General features: G+C 40.3%; 16 protein-coding genes. 4 read left to right on the top strand and 12 right to left on the bottom strand.

What is annotated here, in order from left to right:
- Positions 1-56: 56 nt before the first annotated feature.
- Entirely contained in the window at positions 57-2,312 is a 2,256-nt protein-coding gene (gene psaA / locus PL9214_RS07510; RefSeq protein WP_072718157.1) for a photosystem I core protein PsaA, read from the top strand.
- A 91-nt stretch (positions 2,313-2,403) separates the two neighbouring features.
- A complete protein-coding gene (psaB, locus tag PL9214_RS07505; protein WP_072718156.1) occupies positions 2,404-4,632 on the top strand; it encodes a photosystem I core protein PsaB in 2,229 nt (742 codons plus the stop codon).
- Positions 4,633-5,098: 466 nt separating this feature from the next.
- On the opposite strand, the gene PL9214_RS07500 is transcribed toward psaB, so the two are convergent.
- The 8 genes from PL9214_RS07500 to PL9214_RS07465 all read right to left on the bottom strand — a co-directional run bounded on the left by PL9214_RS07500 (position 5,099) and on the right by PL9214_RS07465 (position 17,913).
- Positions 5,099-5,614, bottom strand: coding sequence for a hypothetical protein (locus tag PL9214_RS07500; protein WP_072718155.1), 516 nt, complete (start codon positions 5,612-5,614; stop codon positions 5,099-5,101).
- 116 nt (positions 5,615-5,730) lie between these two features.
- Entirely contained in the window at positions 5,731-6,045 is a 315-nt protein-coding gene (locus tag PL9214_RS07495) for a YbjQ family protein (RefSeq protein ID WP_072718154.1), read from the bottom strand.
- 35 nt (positions 6,046-6,080) lie between these two features.
- Positions 6,081-7,988: a putative bifunctional diguanylate cyclase/phosphodiesterase gene (locus PL9214_RS07490; RefSeq protein WP_083579912.1), complete on the bottom strand. Its 1,908-nt coding sequence runs from the start codon at positions 7,986-7,988 to the stop codon at positions 6,081-6,083.
- Positions 7,989-8,016: 28 nt separating this feature from the next.
- Entirely contained in the window at positions 8,017-8,256 is a 240-nt protein-coding gene (locus tag PL9214_RS07485; protein ID WP_072718153.1) for a hypothetical protein, read from the bottom strand.
- Between the two features lie 193 nt (positions 8,257-8,449).
- The gene (locus PL9214_RS07480) at positions 8,450-9,049 is read right to left on the bottom strand and encodes a hypothetical protein (RefSeq protein WP_245824192.1); all 600 of its coding nucleotides are present in this window, start codon (positions 9,047-9,049) and stop codon (positions 8,450-8,452) included.
- Between the two features lie 120 nt (positions 9,050-9,169).
- Positions 9,170-9,550: a response regulator gene (locus PL9214_RS07475; RefSeq protein WP_072718152.1), complete on the bottom strand. Its 381-nt coding sequence runs from the start codon at positions 9,548-9,550 to the stop codon at positions 9,170-9,172.
- Entirely contained in the window at positions 9,522-15,908 is a 6,387-nt protein-coding gene (locus PL9214_RS07470; protein ID WP_072718151.1) for a PAS domain S-box protein, read from the bottom strand. The genes PL9214_RS07475 and PL9214_RS07470 overlap by 29 nt, the downstream gene beginning before the upstream one ends.
- A 103-nt stretch (positions 15,909-16,011) precedes the next feature.
- Entirely contained in the window at positions 16,012-17,913 is a 1,902-nt protein-coding gene (locus PL9214_RS07465; RefSeq protein WP_072718150.1) for a response regulator, read from the bottom strand.
- A gap of 336 nt (positions 17,914-18,249) precedes the next feature.
- On the opposite strand from PL9214_RS07465, the gene PL9214_RS07460 reads away from it, so the two are divergent.
- Complete coding sequence (locus PL9214_RS07460; RefSeq protein ID WP_072718149.1) at positions 18,250-18,675, top strand: Tery_1686 family protein; 426 nt, start codon at positions 18,250-18,252, stop codon at positions 18,673-18,675.
- A 65-nt stretch (positions 18,676-18,740) separates the two neighbouring features.
- On the opposite strand, the gene PL9214_RS07455 is transcribed toward PL9214_RS07460, so the two are convergent.
- From PL9214_RS07455 to PL9214_RS07445, 3 genes are all read right to left on the bottom strand, one after another.
- Positions 18,741-19,226, bottom strand: coding sequence for a GNAT family N-acetyltransferase (locus PL9214_RS07455; protein WP_072718148.1), 486 nt, complete (start codon positions 19,224-19,226; stop codon positions 18,741-18,743).
- A gap of 22 nt (positions 19,227-19,248) precedes the next feature.
- Positions 19,249-19,848 (bottom strand): MiaE family protein, encoded by a 600-nt coding sequence (locus PL9214_RS07450; RefSeq protein WP_072718147.1) that lies wholly within the window; start codon positions 19,846-19,848, stop codon positions 19,249-19,251.
- A gap of 114 nt (positions 19,849-19,962) precedes the next feature.
- Positions 19,963-20,658 (bottom strand): hypothetical protein, encoded by a 696-nt coding sequence (locus PL9214_RS07445; protein WP_072718146.1) that lies wholly within the window; start codon positions 20,656-20,658, stop codon positions 19,963-19,965.
- Between the two features lie 120 nt (positions 20,659-20,778).
- Here PL9214_RS07445 and PL9214_RS07440 point away from each other — a divergent pair, with 120 nt between their 5' ends.
- Positions 20,779-21,624: a PHP domain-containing protein gene (locus PL9214_RS07440; protein ID WP_072718145.1), complete on the top strand. Its 846-nt coding sequence runs from the start codon at positions 20,779-20,781 to the stop codon at positions 21,622-21,624.
- On the opposite strand, the gene PL9214_RS07435 is transcribed toward PL9214_RS07440, so the two are convergent.
- Positions 21,575-23,005 (bottom strand): sensor histidine kinase, encoded by a 1,431-nt coding sequence (locus tag PL9214_RS07435; protein ID WP_072718144.1) that lies wholly within the window; start codon positions 23,003-23,005, stop codon positions 21,575-21,577. The genes PL9214_RS07440 and PL9214_RS07435 overlap by 50 nt on opposite strands.
- Positions 23,006-23,051 lie beyond the last annotated feature (46 nt).

Here is a 23,051-nt window from a genome sequence, read left to right as displayed (position 1 = left end):
TTCTGTCAAAATCTGCAACGTTACTTATTTTTTGTCACAGGTCGAGGAGAGTCTAAATGACAATCAGTCCTCCAGAGCGTGAGGCAAAAGTAAAAGTTACGGTTAGCAACGATCCGGTTCCTACCTCTTTTGAAAGATGGTCTAAACCTGGACATTTCCGCCGTGACTTAGCCAAAGGGCCAAGTACAACCACTTGGATTTGGAACCTCCACGCCGACGCTCACGACTTCGATAGTCATACCAGCGATTTAGAAGATATTTCGCGTAAAATCTTTAGCGCCCATTTCGGCCATTTAGCCGTGATCTTTATCTGGTTAAGTGGCGCCTACTTCCACGGTGCTAAGTTTTCAAACTACGAAGCTTGGCTGGCTAACCCTACGGGGATTAAGCCCAGCGCTCAAGTTGTATGGCCAATTTTCGGCCAAGAAATTTTAAACGGTGATGTGGGCGGTGGCTTCCACGGAATTCAGATTACCTCTGGATTATTCCAACTGTGGCGAGCTTCTGGTTTTACCAACACATTCCAGCTTTACTGCACCGCTATTGGTGCGCTGGTAATGGCAGGTTTGATGCTGTTTGCTGGTTGGTTCCACTATCACAAACGCGCTCCCAAACTGGAATGGTTCCAGAATGTGGAGTCGATGATGAACCACCACTTAGCTGGTCTGTTGGGTCTGGGTTCCTTGGGATGGGCAGGACATCAAATTCATGTGTCCTTACCCGTGAACAAACTGCTGGATGCGGGAGTGGCGGCGAAGGATATTCCTTTACCCCATGAATTCATCCTCAACCCCAACCTGATGGCAGAACTGTATCCCAGCTTTAAAGAAGGATTAACTCCTTTCTTTACCTTGAATTGGGGAGTCTATGCTGACTTCTTAACCTTCAAAGGGGGATTAAACCCACAAACAGGCGGTCTGTGGTTATCTGATACCGCACACCATCACCTGGCGCTGGCAGTCCTGTTCATCATTGCTGGCCATATGTACCGGACAAACTGGGGCATTGGTCACAGCATGAAGGAAATCTTAGAAGCCCATAAAGGCCCCTTCACTGGAGAAGGCCACAAAGGACTCTACGAAATCCTGACCACCTCTTGGCACGCTCAGTTGGCGATTAACCTCGCATTGATGGGTTCTTTGAGCATCATTGTGGCTCACCACATGTACTCAATGCCTCCCTATCCTTACATTGCGACGGATTACCCCACGCAGTTGTCTCTGTTCACGCATCATGTGTGGATTGGTGGCTTCCTGATTGTGGGTGCGGGCGCTCACGCTGCCATCTTTATGGTGCGCGATTACGTTCCGGCTAACAATGTCAACAACTTGCTCGATCGTGTGCTTCGTCACCGCGATGCAATTATCTCCCACCTGAACTGGGTCTGTATCTTCTTGGGCTTCCACAGCTTCGGCTTGTACGTCCATAACGACACCATGCGGGCGTTTGGTCGTCCCCAAGATATGTTCTCCGATACAGGCATTCAACTCCAACCTGTGTTTGCCCAATGGATTCAACACATTCATGCTTTAGCACCCGGTAGCACTGCTCCCCATGCTTTAGCCAGTGTAAGTCCAGTGTTCGGCGGCGATGTTGTTGCCGTCGGTGGCAAAGTGGCAATGATGCCCATCGTGTTAGGTACGGCGGACTTCATGGTTCACCATATCCATGCCTTCACGATTCACGTTACGGTTTTAATTCTGCTTAAAGGCGTTTTATTCGCCCGTAGCTCTCGCCTGATTCCCGATAAGAGTGAATTAGGTTTCCGCTTCCCGTGTGACGGCCCGGGTCGGGGTGGTACTTGCCAAGTTTCTGGCTGGGATCACGTTTTCCTCGGTCTGTTCTGGATGTACAACTCTCTCTCCATCGTGATTTTCCACTTTAGCTGGAAGATGCAATCCGATGTGTGGGGAACAGTTGGTGCGGACGGCACTATTTCTCACATCACCAATGGCAACTTTGCCCAAAGCGCCATTACGATTAATGGATGGCTGCGTGATTTCCTGTGGGCGCAAGCTGCTCAGGTGATCACTTCCTATGGGTCAGCCCTTTCTGCCTACGGTCTGTTGTTCTTGGGTGCCCACTTCGTCTGGGCGTTCAGCTTAATGTTCCTGTTCAGTGGCCGTGGCTACTGGCAAGAATTGATTGAGTCCATTGTTTGGGCTCATAATAAGCTGAAAGTAGCCCCATCAATTCAACCTCGTGCTCTGAGTATTACTCAAGGTCGTGCGGTTGGTGTAGCTCACTACCTCTTAGGAGGAATTGCTACAACCTGGGCATTCTTCCTAGCCCGAATTATTTCAGTAGGATGAAAACTCTCTGCTCAGGGGCAGAAGAAGGCTTAATCGGTTTTCTTCTTCCCCCTGAAGCGGAATAGAAAAGAACACGATTTAGTTAGGACTTATGGCAACTAAATTCCCCAAATTTAGCCAGGACTTGGCCCAAGACCCGACAACACGTCGGATTTGGTATGGGATTGCCACAGCCCATGATTTCGAGACCCATGATGGCATGACAGAGGAAAATCTTTACCAAAAGATTTTTGCCTCCCACTTCGGTCACCTCGCTATCATCTTCCTCTGGACTTCAGGCAGCCTATTCCATGTCGCTTGGCAAGGTAATTTTGAACAATGGGTCAAAGATCCTTTAAATATTCGCCCCATTGCTCACGCCATTTGGGATCCCCAATTTGGCAAACCGGCGGTAGAAGCCTTTACCCAAGCGGGTGCTTCTAACCCAGTTGATATCGCTTACTCTGGGGTGTATCACTGGTGGTACACCATTGGGATGCGGTCAAATGGTGACCTGTATCAAGGGTCTATCTTCCTGTTGATTCTGGCTGCAATCTTCCTGTTCGCAGGTTGGCTCCACCTTCAACCCAAGTATCGTCCCAGTTTGTCCTGGTTCAAGAATGCTGAATCTCGTTTGAACCACCACTTGGCAGGTCTGTTCGGGGTTAGTTCCCTGGCTTGGACAGGTCACTTGGTTCACGTTGCCATTCCTGAATCTCGCGGACAGCACGTGGGTTGGGATAACTTCCTCAGCACTCTGCCCCACCCGGCTGGTCTGGCTCCCTTCTTCACAGGCAACTGGGGTGTATATGCCCAGAACCCAGATACCGCAGGGCACATTTTCGGAACCTCTACAGGTTCTGGAACCGCAATCCTGACCTTCTTAGGTGGCTTCCATCCTCAAACCGAGTCTCTCTGGTTGACGGATATGGCTCACCACCATCTGGCGATCGCAGTGTTGTTCATCATTGCAGGCCATATGTACCGGACAAACTTTGGAATTGGTCATAGCATCAAAGAAATGATGAATTCCAAAGATCCTTTGTTCGGGTTCAAAAATGAAGGGCCGTTCAACCTGCCACACCAAGGGTTGTACGACACAATGAACAACTCTCTGCACTTCCAGTTAGCATTTGCTCTGGCGGCGCTGGGTGTGATCACCTCTGTGGTGGCACAGCATATGTATGCGATGCCCCCCTACGCCTTCATCGCTAAGGATTACACCACGATGGCGGCGCTGTACACCCACCACCAATATATTGCTGGGTTCTTAATGGTCGGAGCTTTCGCTCACGGGGCAATCTTCCTGGTGCGCGACTATGATTCTGAACAAAACAAAGGCAATGTGTTGGATCGGATGTTACAGCACAAAGAGGCCCTCATCTCTCACTTAAGCTGGGTGTCTCTGTTCCTCGGTTTCCACACTCTGGGCTTATATGTCCATAACGATGTTGTGGTTGCTTTTGGAACTCCTGAAAAGCAAATTCTGATTGAACCGGTTTTTGCTCAATTCGTTCAAGCGTCTTCCGGTAAAGTGCTGTATGGAATGGATGTTTTACTGTCCAACGCCAACAGCATCGCCACCACCGCTTGGCCCAACTACGGTAACGTTTGGTTGCCCGGTTGGTTAGAAGCTATCAACTCGGGTAGCAACTCCTTATTCCTGACGATTGGCCCTGGGGACTTCTTAGTTCACCATGCGATCGCTCTGGGTCTGCACACCACCACCCTGATTCTTGTCAAAGGTGCGTTGGATGCTCGTGGCTCTAAGCTGATGCCCGACAAGAAAGACTTCGGCTATGCCTTCCCTTGCGATGGCCCTGGCCGTGGCGGTACTTGCGACATCTCTGCTTGGGACGCTTTCTACCTCTCCATGTTCTGGATGCTGAATACCATTGGTTGGACAACCTTCTACTGGCACTGGAAGCATCTGGGCGTTTGGCAAGGAAACGTTGCTCAGTTCAACGAATCCTCTACCTACCTGATGGGCTGGTTCCGTGACTATTTGTGGCTGAACTCGGCTCAGTTAATTAACGGCTACAACCCCTACGGAACGAATAACCTGTCGGTCTGGTCTTGGATGTTCTTATTAGGACACCTGGTTTGGGCAACTGGATTTATGTTCCTGATCTCTTGGCGGGGTTACTGGCAAGAGTTAATCGAAACGATTGTCTGGGCACATGAGCGCACTCCTCTGGCGAACTTAGTTCGTTGGAAAGATAAACCGGTTGCTCTGTCTATCGTTCAAGCTCGTGTGGTTGGTTTAGCTCACTTCACCGTTGGCTATATCATTACCTACGCAGCCTTCCTAATTGCCTCGACTGCGGGTAAGTTCGGTTGATGTAACGTTAACTGAATCCTCGTTTGATAGGTAATTAATTAAGATCCCCTACCTTCGGGTGGGGGATTTTGATTTTTTTGGAGTTGCTCGACCTGACGATCGCAATAGCGGGACTTGAACAAAGTTCAAGCCCAAACAAGCCCCAAATTGCTCACGGGTTTGACTCAAATATTTTTGCAGGTGGATTTGATAGAATTCAGGTAGTATATTGTTCACGGTCTTGTTGAAATCATAAGACCGTTCTTTTTTACCACAAGAAGGTGACTTAATGTAGGCTTATTTTTCTCTCCATAAAGTTTGTTCTCAATAAGCTGTGATATTTTTTACTGAGTCTGAATCCTACAACCCTTGATTCATCTTCCTTTGGGGGTGCTTGTCGCCCCCTGAAATTATCAACCGAAAATTGGTCAACTGAGCCAGGTAGCTCATCGTAAAGAGAGACGCGCCGTGGCACGTCTCTACGGGGTTAGGCTAAAACAAAATCAACATCATTACTTCCGCCTGTTTCCCCTTGACCGGAAGTTAATTTTTTACCATTGACTTCCACCGCAAAGGGGGTACTGCTGAGGGTGGAGAGATTATAATCGGTTTTTGCAGCAGTATATCCCACACTGGCAATCATATTCCGGCCTTGGTCAGTGTATTGGAAAGCCATCATTTGATTTTTGTCTTTTTTGTTATCTTTGGCCCAAATCACCATATATTGTTTGCCTTGATAATCAAAAACTTTGGGTTCTCGAATGGGAACATAACGACCGGGTTCCCCAAAACTAGCATCTAAAAAGCTTTGTACCGAACTCGGTTGTACTACGGCATAACTCACCTGTTCTGGAGAGGCTGCGATCGCGTCCCCATGACTTTCATCTACAACCTCTTCTTTGCCTCGATTTTTGAAATAATCGACGGCTACTTTCGTTCCAATAGCACCCGCAGTAGCAATTCCTGCACCGATTAAAAAGTTACGAAGTCTGTTATCAGCCATTTTTTCTCCAGATTGGCATTCAATAATTTTTTATGTTTGGAAATCAATTCCAATAATGCTAAAATTTTAGCAAAGTTTAGCAGTCTCGACATTAAACTTTAGGCAGAGATTTTCTCTTAAATCCATTTAACAGCCGTACCACTCGCGGCTACCATTAACATTCCCTCACTCACGGTTTCATAATCAAGATCAATCCCAATAATTCCATTTGCCCCTAGTGCTTTGGCTTCTTCAATCATTTCTAACATTGCCAGATCTTTTGCTTCTCGCAGAGATTGTTCATAAGCTGCTGCGCGTCCGCCTACAATATCCCGAATTCCGGCAAAAAAATCGCGGATAATATTAGCCCCTAAAATGGCTTCTCCACTCACGACGCCATAATATTCAATAATTTCTTTACCCTGTAATGTGCTAGTGGTGGTTAGAATCATTTCTGAGTCCTGTTATTAATAATGATAAGTTGATTCTACCATTGAGGATTAGAACGTAACAAAGCTTCCGTGGCTTCTGAACTGAGGGGTTTAGAGAATAAATAACCCTGGCCATATTCACAATTAAACAGTCGCAGTTGATTCAATTGTTCTTCAGTTTCAACGCCTTCAGCGACAACATCCATTCCCAAATTATGGGCTAAACTAATAATTGCTAAAACAATCTCTGTTTCCCGACCCCGTTCCCCAATATTTTGAATAAAGGAACGATCAATTTTTAAGGTATCTAAGGGAAAACGATGCAAATAGCTGAGAGAAGAATAACCCGTCCCAAAATCATCAATACTCAAGCCAATGTGATAGGATTTCAGTTGAGCAAGTCCTTCCAAAGTTGTATTATTATCCATCAAAACACTTTCCGTTAATTCTATTTTTAAATCCCATAGAGAAATCTGAGTTTGATTCACAATTGTTTCGACAATCTCGATGACATTGGATAAATTAAATTGCTGGGCTGAAAAATTAACATTTAAAGTTAGAGGATAGATAGAATTTTCCCCATCTCTTAAAATTTGCCACTTTTGCAATTGTTGGCAAGCTTGTTGTAACACCCAATTTCCAATCGGAACAATTAATCCGGTTTCTTCCGCTAAGGGAATAAATTCAGCCGGAGAAATCATCCCACGCTGGGGATGTTGCCAACGAACTAAGGCTTCAAATCCGGTAATTTTTCCGGTTTTTAAATTAATAATAGGTTGGTAATAAACCACAAATTCTTGTTTCATTAAAGCTTGACGCAGTTCGATTTCTAGCTGCATCTTAAACAACGCTTTATCATGAATTTCTTTATCAAATATTTCTAAACATCCCTTACCTTTTTCTTTAGCTTGGTGCATAGCAATATCTGCATCTCTGAGAACATTTTCCGCTTGATGATAATGGGTTGTTCCTAAAACAATACCAATACTTGTGGTTTTAAAAACTTGAGATCCCCCAATTTCAAAGGGGTTCGTTAAGATGTGATTAATATGTTTAGCTAGATCAATAGCTTCTAGGGGAGATTGAATCGATTTGAGTAAAATTGCAAATTCATCTCCTCCTAAACGAGCAACAATATTTGGATAACAGACTAAAGATTGCAATAAATGAGAAAATGCCATGAGTAATTGATCGCCTACAATTCGTCCTAAGCTATCATTAACAACTTTAAAGCGATCTAAGTCTAAAAAAAGTACCGCAAATAACTCTTCTGGATATTTTTGAACTTGCTCAATAGATTTCTCAATTTCATTAATCAATAAGCTGCGATTGCCTAGTCCAGTTAATCGATCATGAAAAACATCATATAACAGCTGATATTCTGCCTTCTTGCGCTCGGTAATATCATTACGAATGGCAATATATTGATAAGGTTTTCCGTTATCATTTAAAAACGGAATAATGGTCGTATCTACCCAATAATAAGTTCCATCTTTTGCTTGATTCCGAATTTCACCTCGCCAGATTTTGCCAGATTGAATGGTTGACCACAGGGTTTTAAAAAAATGTTTAGAATGATAACCGGAATTGACAAATCTATGATTTTTTCCGATCAATTCTTCTCGGGAATATTTAGAAATTTCACAAAATTTATCATTAGCATAAGTAATACAGCCACGAGCATCTGTAATAGCAACAATTGAAGATTGATCTAAGGCAAATTTAAAGTCAGATAATTCTTTATAAGACCGTTTTAAGGCTTGTTTTAAATGATGACTTCCCAAAAAGGTAGAAAAGTTATTGGCTCTTAAATGATCAGCTAGAAATAACTCGATTTTGGCTTTCACTGTAGTCTGAACTAAACCAAGCAGAATCATAAAGGACTTAAAAAATTTTGTCCCTAATACCCAGAGTGAGTTTAAGTCTGACTCATTCAATTTTAGCTGTTGATCAATTAGTTTCATGAGGTTTATTGGGTAAATAACAATAGAATCAGGCAGAATTCGCAACCCTGAGCCAAGCCTTTTGATTGCTCAAGTTAATGTAATCGGGTGAAAATTTTGAGGGTTTCTCGACTAAAGAGAGTGAGATTTTGGCTTTAGCTTTAACTCGAAAGCTTTGAGATAAATTCGGCATCTCTTGATGACAATGACTACAGTACCAATAAATTCCTGCGGGGCGAATATGGCGCAGGAGCGTGGAGGAACAACAGGGACAAATCGCATTTGACATAAAATTTACATCCTCAATATCTAATATGAAATCCTGAAATTGATGTTAGGGGGAACAGGGAACAGGGAACAGGGAACAGGGAACAGGGGATGAAGGATGGAATATTAAAACAATTCCTCTAAAAAAAATAAAAAATCAGAAATTAAACAGATGTTAAGAAAGAAAGAAACCGTTAGAAACACCGTTAGCCATGCTAAAAATTGAAAATTTCTGTGAGAATTAAGCGATCGCCCCTAGAGAGATTTTGATATAAAGTTAATTGAGCATATTCGGTGAGTTGAAGATGTTGAGGGGCTGTAAACTGGAAATCTTGATTGAGTACAAAACCCTGCGCTTGGAGCCTGAAACAAACCCATTGCATGGCGTAATTGTTCACATCTAACTCCGGCATTAAATAGTTAGAGTGGCGCAAAATCCAACGGCAAGCTTCATCATCAATTTCTGCCAGTTGATAAATTGCCCGGATTAAAACATCTTCGATAGAACGAGGATTGGGTAAAACCGTTAAAAAATCCTTTAGAGATTGAATCGATTCGGGGCGTTGAACTCGTAAAATATCAACCGCTAATTCCACATAAGATTGCTCGACCTCACCTGGATTTTCTGGGCCTTGAGAGCATGGGTTGATCACGGTCTCCCGTTCTAAAACACTAACGTGCCTAGAAGATTCATGTACTGAGCGAGAAGCCGAAAACGATATCAGGAAATACTCATTCTGGGAAGATCGAGGATAGGGATCAATGGAAGAAAGAGTATGGTTAACCAAAGTTGGATTCAGAGATGTCAAATACATCGAATATCGTTCAACCTAAAAAGGGTTATTGCTTATGATTGAACTTTAAACAATAAATGTGAGGATTTTGTGAGTTGAGTAATGAATTCCCAGATTGAGGTTGTAATGATTTGTTACGATTTAGTTTGTCCATCGTAAGAGGGTGCGAATTTGATCCACTAAATCCATCGCTTCAAACGGTTTAGTAATCACCCCCGTTACCCCTAGCCCAATAAATTGTTGTTTTTCACTCATTTTAGCTTTAGCCGTCAACAAAATCGTGGGAATTTGCTGAGTTGCTGGGTTAGCTTGTAAACGTTTAAACGTCGTTGCCCCATCCATGTCAGGCATCATCACATCCAACAAAATCGCATCGGGTTGTTCGCTTTGGGCTAACTGTAATCCTTCAGTGCCACAACAAGCCGTAATCACTTCCCAACCCGCCGCAACTTCCAGAGAAATTTGGATGATATCCCGCACGCCATCATCATCATCAATAATTAAAATTCGTTTTGTGGTCATGGTTTACCTCTTTTTGTCTCTCAATTGGAAGGGTGAAGTAAAAACAACTACCTTCATCTAATTGACTATTCACCCAAATCCGCCCCCCGTGTTGTTCCACAATGGAGCGACAGATTGCTAATCCTAACCCAGTTCCACCTTTTTTTCGAGAGTCGGAGGCATCCACTTGATGAAATCGCTCGAAAATTCGTTCAATTTTATCGGGGGGAATTCCTCGACCTTGATCTTGAATTTTAAACAAAATTGTTCGATTGTCTGCACTATTTTCTCCGAGTTCCTCCTGAACACTTAACCAAACCGTATCGCCGGATTCGGAAAACTTAATAGCATTACTTAATAAATTCGTAAGAACTTGTAATATCCGATCAGGATCAGCATAAAATTCTAGGTTTTGACTACAAGCTTGTAAATTAATCCCGGCTCGATTAGCCATCACCTGCATTTGTTCCGTTGCCCGCAAGAGTAAATCTGTCGCATTGACTTCTTGTTTGGATAGACAAATTTTACCCGATTCTAACCGTTCTAATTCTAAGATATCGTTAACCAATCTCACTAACCGTTCCGCACTTTCTGCGGCAATTTTCATGACGTGTTGGCCGCGTTCAGTGTTCGGTTTCACTAACCCGGTAGATAATAAATTTAATCCCCCATGAATTGAGGTTAATGGCGTTCGTAATTCATGACTGACAACGGAAATAAATTCATCTTTCATTCGTTCGATGGCATAGCGTTCGGTAATATCTTCCCCAATACTCATCATCCCAATGGCATTTCCTTGTAAATTTTTCAAGACGGTATTATTCCAAGCAATAATTTTTTCTTCTCCTGACTTCGTTAAAATCAACTGTTGATCATAGGGTTTAAAATAATAATCTAATAAGTCAGAAAATTGAGGCAAGCTTGGCCGTTGAGTCGGATTGGATTTAAAACTATCTAGCCAATTTTTCCCTAAAACTTCCGTTTGGGTATACCCCGTAATTTCCAGGAAAAAAGGATTAACATATTCAACTTTCCCCTGACGATCCAATCCCACCACTAATAGCCGAACATTTTCTAATAAACTCCGCCACCGTCGTTCGGCTTCGCGTAAATTTGCTTGACTTTGTTTCTGTTCTGTAATATCGCGGGCAATGGTAGATAAAAGGTGTACCTGTCCTTCATTATTTTTATGGGCAATAATCAGTTGAGAAAGGGGAATTTCTCGTCCATCATAACTAATTAATGAAGTTTCACCAATCCAAGATCCGTCTCGAACTGCTGTAGGGATTCCTTCATTGTCAATGATATTATTTGCCCATTGGGGATGATTTTTAGGAATAATTTGATCAGTGATTTTTCCCTCTATATCTAATCCTAACATTCGGCGAGCAGATTGGTTATAATAAACGACTTCTCCTTCAGGTTTTGCTGAGGAAATAAAGTCAGGAGTTGCTTCAATAATAGCAATCAGTTTATCTCGTTCTGCCTCCGCTTGTTTGCTCTCTGTAATATCCTGCATCACGACCATTCCGGCTAAAATTTCTCCCTGTTCATTGCGAACGGGTAAGGCTTGATGATAATAAATTCGCCCGTCATATTCCACTTCTGAAATCGTGACTTCTCCAGCTAATGCAGACCGATATAACGGTTCAACGGTTTTTAATAAAGAGGATGGCAACGCTTGCCAAATCGTTTTTCCTTCTAACAGATATCGAGATAATCCCTTGGCGACTAATCCCATGCCATCGGCAATGGTATACCGAAAATCGGGATCAACTAAAAATACAGCCCCATTGGGGAAATTTTTGACTAAAGTTCGATATTGTTCTTCACTTTTTCGCAGTTTAAATTCCGTGCGATGTCGCTGCATTAATTCAAATTGTAATCGTTCGTTAGCTGTTTCTAATTCTGCCGTTCGTTGCACCACCCGTAGTTCTAATTCTTCATTATTTTGTCGCAATAATTGTTCGGTTTGTTTGCGATGGGTGATATCTTTAGCAATTCCGGCTCGACGTTCTAATTGTCCGGTTTCATTGAGAATTGGAAATCCTCGATCCCAAATCCAACGGCAAGATCCATCGGGGCGAAGGATGCGATATTCTAAATCAAATCCTACCCCATCAAGACTTTGTAATGCTGGTAAGACACGCTGTTGATCATCGGGGTGAATGCTATCAATAAAAGTTTGGAAATTTTCATAAAGTTCGGTAGAATCTCGCCGCCAAATTTTTTGATAGGCGGAACTCACATAAATAATTTGATTACCTTGAGCATTTGTAATCCAAAAAACATCATCAATATTCTCTGCTAATTGCCGGAATTTTTTCTCGGTTTCTGCATGGGATGCTCGAATTCTTAAGGCTACAATTCCATAGACAATATCATCCACCAATTCTTTGAGTAATTTCACTTCGGCTTGATTAAAAGCATTGGCTTGAGTTGAATATAAGTTGAGAACAGCAAAGGGAATCGGAGTAAAAGGTTCAGCGACAACCGTTGTCAATTCTTTGTCTAAATGTTGTTCTTGCTGGTCTGGGGTCATAATTAAAGGCAGGGCGATGGAGGACGCATAACCCCGTTGTTGCGCCTGTTTTTTCCAAGGTGCATCCTGGGAATTGATCAAAATATTTTGAAAAACACAGGTTTTTCCTGTTCTGACAGCCGTTCCCGATGGCCCTTGATCTGATTTATTATTATTCCAAGTAATCGTTAAATTGTCTAAATAGCCCGATTCAAATCCGGCTCTAGCAACCGGAATAATTTGTTTTTCTGCGGTCAGTTGTGGATAACCCACCCAAGCAAAATGATAGCCACCGACATCAACTAAAATCTGACAAACAGCATTTAATAATTCCGTTTCTGTCGTGGCTCTGACTAAGGCTTGATTACAGTCACTAATAGTTCTTAAAGCTCGGTTAACCCGGTGTAATTCTTCTTCTGCCCGTTTGCGATCTGTAATATCTGTATAATGTTCAATTCGACCTCCGGCATAAAGTCCGCTTTGAATGGGTTGGCTAATATGTTCTAACCAGCGTTCCTCGCGGGTTTCCGTCGGCAGAATATGGCATTCAAAATGTTCAATATATTGATTATTATTATAGGTGGCTAGAACCCGTTGAGCAAAACTTTCAGGGTCTTCAAAGAGATATTTAATGTGTTCTTGAATTAAGTTTCGTTTATCTTGACCAATAATCGTTTCTCGTTGAACTCCAAAGTAATTTTCTAAAGCTTGATTAATCCAAACAATATGAAAGTTAGCATCTAAAATGAAAATTCCGACAGCAGATTTATCTAAAACATCATTAGTCATAGAACTATAGCGAGCTTCGCTTTGTTTTAACGCTATTTCTGCCTGTTTACGCTCCGTAATATCTTCAGAAATACAAATTAAGTATTCAGGGTTATTCTGCTCATCATAAAGGGGAATTTTTAGGGTATGCAAGAGTCGTTTCCCTAAACTTTGACTATCGATTTCTTCTTCGAGAATATCTTCAGGAAATCCTTGGGTAAAAGCGGCTCGATCTTTTTGTTCAAAAAAGTTAGCTTGTTCTAGGGGAAAGTCTAGATCAACACAGCGTCCAACGGATTTTTCTGCGGTTAAACCAAACAGCAGTTCACAGGTTTTATTCCAAAGTTTAATCACTCCAAATTCTTCAGGTTTTCCACTTTTAACAAAGACAGCAACGGGTAAATGATCAATAATCGTTTTTAAGAAATTTCGGGTTTGTTTAATTTCTTGTTCTACTCGTTTGCGATCGCTAATATCCGTATAAGATCCCACCATTCGGAGCACATTTCCAGCTTCATCCCAAAGAGCTTGGCCCCGGTCTAAAATCCATTTATAACTGCCATCTTTGCATTGTACGCGATGTTCGGTAATATAAAAGGGTGTTTTTTGATCTAAATGGTCTCGAATTGCCTTCATCACCCCCGGTAAATCATCAGGATGAACTCGTTTTTTCCATTGAGTTAAATGTTCACAGGTTTCTTGTTCCTCATACCCTAACATTTCTTTCCAGCGCGGGGAGAAAAAAACTTCATGGGATTGAACATTCCAATCCCAAATTCCATCGTTATTTCCTCTTAAAGCCAGTTGCCATCGTTCTTCACTTTTTCGCAACGCTTCTTCGGTTTGTTTGCGTTCTTGAATATCTTCTAAAGCTAAGACAATATAGTTGTTTCCTTGCCATAATCCCTTCAGAGGAGAAACAAAAATTTGTACCCAATTTAATTTCCCATTGGCGCGAATATACTGTTTTTCTAAGGAAAATTTTTTGAGAAAACCGTCTTCTTGAAAACAGTTGAACTCATCAATTTCTTCTAAATCTTGGGAATCGATCAGATTATGAACCGTTTGACCAATTAATTCTTTTTCAGAATATCCTGTAATATCACAATAACGTTGATTCACGCGGAGCATTTTTCCCACCGGATCAACCAGGGCAAATCCGACAGCCGCTTGTTCAAAAATAGTACGAAATCGCTCTTCACTTTGAATTAAAGCTTGGTCAGCTTGTTTGCGATCGCTCACATTTTGAGCTAAAGATAATAGGGATACTAAACAGCCATCTTCATCTCGAACAACGGAATTATACCACTCACAATCAATCACTCTACCGTCTTGAGTCCGATTTTGAGTTTCCAGAATTTGATGGGTTTGCGTACCATCAATTAAGGAAATTAGTTGTTGTGTTACTTCTAACTCATCCGTGGCAAAAACGCCCTGAAATTGTGACCATTGTTGACCTAACATTTCACTAGCTGTCCAGCCAAAAATTCTCTCAGCTTGGGATGACCAGCGTTTAATTCTCAGTTGTTGATCCCACTCAATAACGGCTAAGGGGGAATTATCAAAATGGCAGGACAAATACTGATGAGCTTGGTTTAATTCTGCTATTAATTCTGCTTGTCTTAAGGCAATTCCCACTTGGGCTGCGAGTTGTTTTAAAAAGTTGATTTCTAAAGTCGCCCATTGTCGAGTTTCTACACATTGATGAATGATCAGAAATCCCCATAATTTTGAAGAATTGTAGACATCTTCTGGATAATTTTGTTGTTTGTTTAGAGTCATCTCACTCTCTTCTTCTCCCAACGAAATCGGAATAATTAAACTAGCTTTCACTTGAAAATATTGCATTAACTGTAAATAGCCAGCTTCTAAATTACTTTGCTCAACATCGGCAAAACTAATGACTTGATCACCCAGAGCAGAATCGGGAGCGTGCAGATTCAAATCCAAAGCATAAATTCTTTGACCTAATAAAGATGACCATTGAGGTAAAACAGCTTCTTGAACAATGGTTCCTCCCTTAGATGAATTTAATTTTAATATGATCACTCGATCAACATTTAAAACCTTTTGTACCTCATCAACCGTTGTTTTTAAAATTAAATTAATTTGTAAAGATTGACGTATTTTTAAGGTAATTTCTGTTAATAATTTCAAAAATTTATTTTGTTGCTTGAGTTCAGCTAAGGCAGTTTTTTGCTGGGTAATATCTCGTGTTGTTGCTAATAAAGTTTTAATTTTTCCTTGATATTGAACTTCAGGAACCATTAAGGTTTGAAATGACCGATATCCTTCATCGGTTTCTAAGTCGAACTCAAATTGTTGCGGCCGACCTGTATCTAAAATAAGTTGAGCGTGCCAATCCCACTGCTTACAAATTGATAGAGGAAGACCTAATTCTTGATTTGTTTTTCCCAGCAATTTTTTTTGAGGAATTCCTAATAGGAAAGTAACTCTACGATTAGCATACAGATAGCGAAATTTTTGATCGAGGCGGACAATACAATCTCCCGCATTATCCATTAAAGTTTCTAACTCTGTTTTACGAGTATGCAGGTGGTTTTCAAGCCGTTGTCGTTCTTCAATTTGCTTTCTTAAACATTGATGGGTTGTTTGTAAGGCGGGAAGAGGGGTTTTGCTATCCGGTTGTTTCGATGGATTTTGCAGAACAATTTCTCCCTCTGGACAGTCACTAATATCCTTAATTCCCACCATTACAACAGTTGTTGATAAGGGATAAATTTCTGTTAAAATTCTATAATTTTTTGGGTCATGATTGTATTCATAGATAATTTTACGGGCTCTTTGCTCGGTTAAAACTGCTTGAAGGATTGAGATTGATTCAGGAGACTGATTTTTGTTTTGTAGCTGTTGCAAAATCAACTCAATTCGGTTAGATTCAAAGGTTAAATCAGCTGGGGCTTGAGTGGGTAAAACTTGAATTTCTTGATGTTCACTATCCACCATCAGGATCAAATCGTGAATGACTCCCAAGAGTTGATTGATTTGCCATCGCTCATCCCAAGTTGAGGCATAAATAACTTGATAGTTTGGTTCAGGAAAGGAAGAAACAACTTCTGAGATAGCCATAGGATAAAAATTAAATTAATATTAAGTTCTACAAGGGGATTTTTATTGATTTATGGTAAAATTTTACTCTGGAATTAATTGTATCTGATTTAATAAGCATCCCTCATTCCATTTTAAACGGATTTGGGTTCGGGTTAGTACCCAGATAACATTGAGCAACAATTTTACGCCTGAGTTGACTCCGTTCTAGGCGATTAAAGACGCGGGCAATGAGTTCAGGCTCAACAATGGGTTTTTGAATATAATCATCCGCCCCTGCCATAAACACTTGCTGCACAATTTCTGAATCCCTTTGAGAGGAAAGCATCAGCACAGGTAAGTCATTCCATTTAGGATCATTACGAACAACTTGACACAGTTCTACTCCACTCACACCGGGTAAATGAATCCCTAAAATCAGTAAGTCGGGGTTAGATTGTTCTAGGGTACTCCAAAATTGCTGGGGATCATCAAGTAAAATTAATTGTAATCCCCAAGGTTGTAATACCGTCCGCAACCAATCTAAAATTTCTAAGTTATCATCAACAATTAATAATTTATCCACATTAGATTGAGATTTTTGCAAAACTTTACTAACGGTTTCTATCACTTCAGCCGGAGAAATAGGTTTTTGTAAAAAGCCTCGTCCTCCTAAACGGGCAACTTTTACACGGTCAGCAAAACTTTCTTGAGCCGTAAACACAATGACTGGAATCGGAGGGTTTTGGATGGCAAGTTCTGCTAATAGTTCAAACCCCGATTCTGTAGACTCAGGAAAGCTTAAATCTAAAAGGACAACATCCGAGAAATTGTGTTGCAATTTCTGGCGGGCTTGTTCTGGGCTATAGGTGGCACTAGCCATTATTCCCTTCGCCAGTGCTTCGGTGACTAATGCTTCTGCTAAACTTTGATCATCATCTACAATTAACAGTTTAGGAGCGTTTAAATAGGGAAAAGGTAAAGGGGGGGGTGAAATAGAAGAAGAAGGTTCTGATAAGGGGTGATTTAAGAGATCTTTAATTTTTTGAATTAAATCCGATAAATATTGATAATCCAATTCATCTTTTTCATATTTTGCTTTTAATAATTGTTCGATTTGACGAGAAAGATTAGAGGCTTCTTTAAACCCAAAAGCTCCTAATGAACCGACCAGCGTATGGGCTTCCATCAAGGCTTTTTGCTGAATTTCTAAGGTGTAAGCATTGGTTTTTAAGGATTGCACTGCATTCTCAATAATATTAATTCGTTCAAAATATTTATATTTTTGTTTCTGCCAAATTTGGTTTAAATTTAAAGATTGAGTTTTTTTGGAATTACAAACTGGAGGCTGAGATTTTACTAATAAAGAGTTTTCAGCCATTTCTTTTAACCGATATCCTAACCCATAAATCGTTTCAATAACTTCATTCGCCCCTGCATTTTTAAGTTTTTTTCGCAGGCTTTTAATATGAGTCCGTACCGCATTTTCGGATGGAGGTTCATCATAAGACCACAGATGATCTAACAGAGATGCTTGGCTAAAAATTCGTTGCGGATAGCGTAAAAAAAGTTCTAATAAGGCATATTCTTTAGCCGTCAAATTAAGGCATTGATTACCATAAGTGACTTGACAATTGCTAGGATCAAGATTCAGAAGCCCCCATTCTATTAAAGGATTTAAGGCATCATGTCCTCGTCTTAATAAAGCTCGAATTCGAGCTAATAATTCTTCTAAATCAAAGGGTTTAACCAGATAATCATCAGCCCCAGCATCTAAACCCGCTACTTTTGTGGTACTATTATCTTCACCTGTGATTAATAAAATTGGGGTGCGATCATCTTTTTGTCGCCGTTTTTTACAAAAATTTAAACCATCTAATTTAGGCAACATCAAATCTAATAAAATCAGATCATATTCAAAAGCTTCTGCTAGTTTCCAGCCCATTTCTCCATCATAAGCTACATCCACTAGATAATAGTGGTGACTTAATAATTCTTGAATCATTGTTGCAAAACTTGAATCATCTTCTACCAATAAAATTCTCATAGCTGGTGTCATCCTTAGATGTGACCACTGACCCACTTTTTAGTCAGAATCATCTATTATTCTCTACTTTAATTCTAATGGATAGATTAAGTCAGATCAAGTTGACAAGCCTTGACGAAACAACTCTATTCTTTGCTGATCAAATCAAGTTTATAACTCTTGTTTTCCTCCCTGGATTCAGCTTTTTGTGTTAATTTTTGTAAAAAGTAGACTTTTGATTGAAATTTTAAGATTCTCTGGGGAGTGTTTACCGTTAACAGTCTGTAATCAATCATCTGTAGTTAACATAAGTTAATTAAAGGCACTCAGAGTATTATTTTGGAGGAGAGTGGTTTCGTGAACGCTGCTGAACAGGCTAATAACGTGGTAATTGCCAGCAAAATCGCATCGGTTGTCAATTTATTTAAAGTTCAATTTCCTGATGCGCGGGTGGATCTCAAACCGTGGACAAATGACCCAGAAACAAGGGAACTGGTTGATCCTGATTCGATTGACATCGGTTTTCACTTTCCGGGTCGCAGTCGGTTGTTACAAAGTCGTTGTATTTTAATTGAAATTCGGTTTTATCATGATCCTGTGGATAAAACACGCCGTGTGATCGGTGTCGAAGCAGCCGGATATGACCATCAAGGACAACAGTGGAAAGTCTCCACGATTGAAAATTGGAATTTTGTCGGTCAAACTCAACCGGAACCTGAATCTGCTGAAAAATTAAAACTCTTCTGTCGGCAAATTTTTGAACTTTTTAAGTCTAATCCCTAATTAATTGGTAATGAGGCGTTTACGCCTCAATCCCCACCTTTCTGAGAAGATTTAAACTGTAAAACTCATGAATTAATAACTTTTTTATAAACCAAATCACAGCGTTTTGTTTCCACTCCTGTTGTCGGTTCATAGCCATAACGTTCATAAAGTTGGACAGCTTCTTTTAATATTGTTGCTGTTTCTATCCAAATTTCTTGAAACCCTTTTGCTTTAATCTCCCGTTCTAACTCTAATAATAAAAATTTTCCTAATCCTTTTCCCCTCACCTCTGGTAATAAATACATTTTTCTAATTTCTACCGCCTTATTTCCCCTCGAAATTGGGTAAAACCCTGCGGTTCCCACTAATTGATGATTCTCTTCTATTACCCAAAATTCTCCCCCTTTCTGTTGATAATATTCTTCCACTTGGTACACATCTATATCTGCGCCACAGGGTTCACATCCTAAACCATATTCCGTTAAAACAGAAGCAATTAAACTCGCCGCAGTTTCTCGATCCTGCGGTTGCCAATCTCGAATTAAAAAGGATTGATATTGAATATTCATCGGGAGTTAGAGAGACAAAGTTTTAACTATGAATTCTCGGTTCGGGATATAATGTTGATAATAATTCACTTTCTACAGTCGCTAATTCCTCTAAGCGTTTTGTGACTATTTCTAACTCAAAATAGGTCGTCGCTAATCCCCAATAAATGCCATAATGTCTCGCTTCTGATGCCATTAATCCGCGATAAAATTTAGCGAGTTCAGGATCAGGACAAGATTGAGATAATAACCCTAATCGTTCATGACTTCGGGCTTCAATTAATCCCGAAACTAATAATAAATCTAACATTCGTTGGGGTTCATCCCGTCGCACTTGTTGATTTAAACGAGTACCATAAGGCGGTGCAGATAACGGTGCTAAGGGAACCCCTCGCCGTTCTAACCATTGATTGACTTGTTCAAAATGTTCTAATTCTTCTTTAGCAATTGCGGTTAATTCTTTAATGAGTTTCACACTTGAAGGATAGCGAAACATTAAATTAATCGCCACTCCTGCCGCTTTGCGTTCACAGTGAGAATGATCCAGTAAAATGATATCTAAATTCGCGATCGCCTGTTCCACCCAAGCTGGAGAGGTAGGGATTTTCAGAAATTTTATTTTCGGGAAACTGGCAGCCGTCATAACTAAAATGAATGATTATTAAATTTGTTTCTTCCCATTATAAGCTGTAACCCCGATAATTTAACGATTCGGTTAAGGAAATAAGCAATAGGGATAATATCTCCTATTTATCGGCTATAAACTCTGCATTTGTCGGCGTTGATGTTGTTCTTGGTTGAACGCAATTTCTTCAGCCGTCAGTAAATAGGATTCAATTTGCGATCGCATATCCCATTGAACTTCTGCAAAAAATAATAAAGTTCCACCCAGAATTAAACCACTCATTAAAAATTGCCAACCGATAAAATAAGGCAATATAAAAATACCCAATAAATGGATTAATCCGGCAATTAAAAAAGCACGAGAATGCAATCCAATTCCTGTTCCTAAATAGCCTAATGCACACAACCCTAACCAGAGGGGACAAAGATTCATTAAAATCTCTGACCAGCCCCAAAAAATCCCTAAATTTGTTAAACCCACACCCAAAACCATTAACACCGCCCACCAATAAACCATCCAAGTCAATCGTTCAACTTGTACCCAATAATGGCTTAAAGCTATCATTCCCACAGTGCCCACAATCGTTAGAATTGACCACCAGTAAGCTTGGGTAATCCAGCTAATGGGTAAAAACTGAGCAATAATAAAGATAATCAGCGAAATCCAGCCCCAGAGTAAGAAAACCTGGTCAATTCGGGTGTAAAAGCTCGATAACAACGTAATATTACCGAATTTTAAGTTTATTTTTAATAATCCTTTTAAGTCTTGAATGTCGATATGGTTCTGTTTGCTTCGGATGATGGGTTCTGTGGGATGAAAAAAGCTCATGTAAAAAAATTAATAATTTTCATAAATCTTAACAAACTCTTTTCAGAGGATCAAGAGCCAAGCCGAGATTTGCCGGACTATACTCAAAACAGGCAGTTCCCTAGAGATTTGATTACACCAATGTTAGAACTTCACTGTCATACAACCTACTCCGATGGCCAACTCACCCCAACTGAATTGGTGATTACCGCCGCAGAAGCCGGAGTGAAAGCTTTAGCGATTACAGATCACGATACTTTATCCGGTTGGGAAGAAGCTTTTCAAGCGGCAGCATCCTATAATATTGAAATTGTACCGGGTGTTGAATTATCAACGGTTTATAATGAACGATCGTTACATATTTTAGGATTTTATCCCGATAAAAATAAACTTGAAAATCCCCTCAAAGAACGTTTAAATGGACGTAAAAATCGAGCCAATCAAATCCTAGAAAAACTAGCTCAACTTGGTTATCCAATTGAGTTAGAAGCAATGGGAGAAGGCGTTGCAGCAGCCCGTCCCCATATTGCAAGAGCAATGGTAAAAGCGGGTTATGTTCAGTCTCCCCAAGAAGCCTTTGAACGCTGGTTAGGAGAACATAAACCTGCCTTTGTTCAATATGACAAATTTTCGAGTCTTGATGGAATTCAACTGTTAAAATCCTGTGGCGCAGTTCCGGTTTGGGCGCATCCTTATTTATACCAAGGGGGAAAGATTGAAACGGTCTTTCAGGAATTATTAGAAGCCGGATTAATGGGGATTGAAGTGTATCATCCTCATCATAGTGACTCCCAAATTCAACGATTAGAAAAACTCTGTGAAGCTTACGGTTTATTAAAAACAGGGGGGAGTGATTATCATGGGGGAGGGACGGCTTTAAATCTATTTAATTTATCCTTGAATTTATTAGAACCGATTAAACAAACCGCTTATAATCTTAAAGAAGCGGTAATAAAATCTCAAATTCCGTCCCCATACCTGGGGTAGAAATAAAATTCAGTTGACCGCCATGCTTTTCCCGAATAATTTGGTAGCTAATCGCTAATCCTAATCCGGTTCCTTTTCCGGCTGGCTTTGTGGTAAAAAAGGTATCAAAAATTCGAGATTGAATTTCCAGGGGAATTCCGTTCCCATTATCCCGAATCCGAATTGATAGCCATTCTGAGTTAACATCAATCTCAAGAATATCTTGGTCAATTGCTTTTTTGTAAGTTGGGAAAGAATACAATAAACGATTTTCTTGAGAAAGTTGAGCTAACCGAGCCGGATAGATTTGATCTTCAGATAGCATTTTAACTTGAGTATCAATCTCAATTCTAGGATATTTTTGACCGTTTTGTTTTCCATCTTCTAACGCATCAATCGCATTAGAAATCAGATTCATAAACACTTGACTCAGTTGACCAGAATAGCACTTAAATAAAGGAATATCATCATAATTTTTAATCACTTCAATTCCTTGTTTTAGGCGATTTTTTAAAATCAATAAAGTCCCATCAATACAATCATGGATGTTGATTTCTCGGCGGTGATTCCCATCCATGTGCGAAAAACTATGCAAACTATTGACAAGTTGACTCAGACGTTCTGAACTAACTAGAATACTTTTAATCGCTTCTCCTAAGTCTTGTTGTAGAAATTCAAAATCAATTTCGGCTTTGAGATCATCAATCAAAGCACAAGGTTTTTCAGTATTTTCCTCATAGGTTTTAATCAACTTCATTAAATCTTGATAATAATTCAATAGACAGCCAGAATTACCTAAAATACAACTAACTGGGTTTCTTATTTCATGGGCTACTCCAGCCACCATTTTTCCTAAACTGGCTAACTTTTCGGTTTGAATCAGTTGAGATTGAGCTTGCTGACGCAATAATTCAGTGGTTAATTGATGAATATGAGATTGAGCAACTAATAACTGTTGAGTATCGAGAAGTTGATACCGATTTTCAGTTACTTGAACCACAATGGGTTCATACAATAATTCAGGCGATCGCTGTACTGCTTTATGGGCTGCTTCTACAATTAAAGTATTTCCAGGTAATACTAATAATTCTGCTTGAGCAAACCGTTGTAATGAACGAATAGAACGTTGTAAAAACAATTCTCGCCCGTAGGGACGACTTAACTGTTCTAAAAATCGCCGTCGAGAAATCATCCCAGTAAATTGACCGTCTTCTGTTAAAATTACCCCAGGAATTAAAGAGTTTACTTCTAACTTTTTAGCGAGAATTATTCCCTGTTCCTTGATGTCAACTTGAACATCATACAAAGAGAGATCTTGGAGAGTAGATTCTAGCTCTAAGTTATGAATAGATGAGAAAGCAAGGGGTAAGGATGGCGTTTCCATAGCGTGGAGATTGACCATAATTATATTAATGGTAATTGATTAAAGCTTAATTGATAGGATAAGG

This window comes from Planktothrix tepida PCC 9214, from assembly GCF_900009145.1.
GTDB classification, from domain to species: domain Bacteria; phylum Cyanobacteriota; class Cyanobacteriia; order Cyanobacteriales; family Microcoleaceae; genus Planktothrix; species Planktothrix tepida.
Note: the sequence above shows the minus strand (reverse complement) of the source record. Positions and strands in the feature narration are given on the sequence as shown.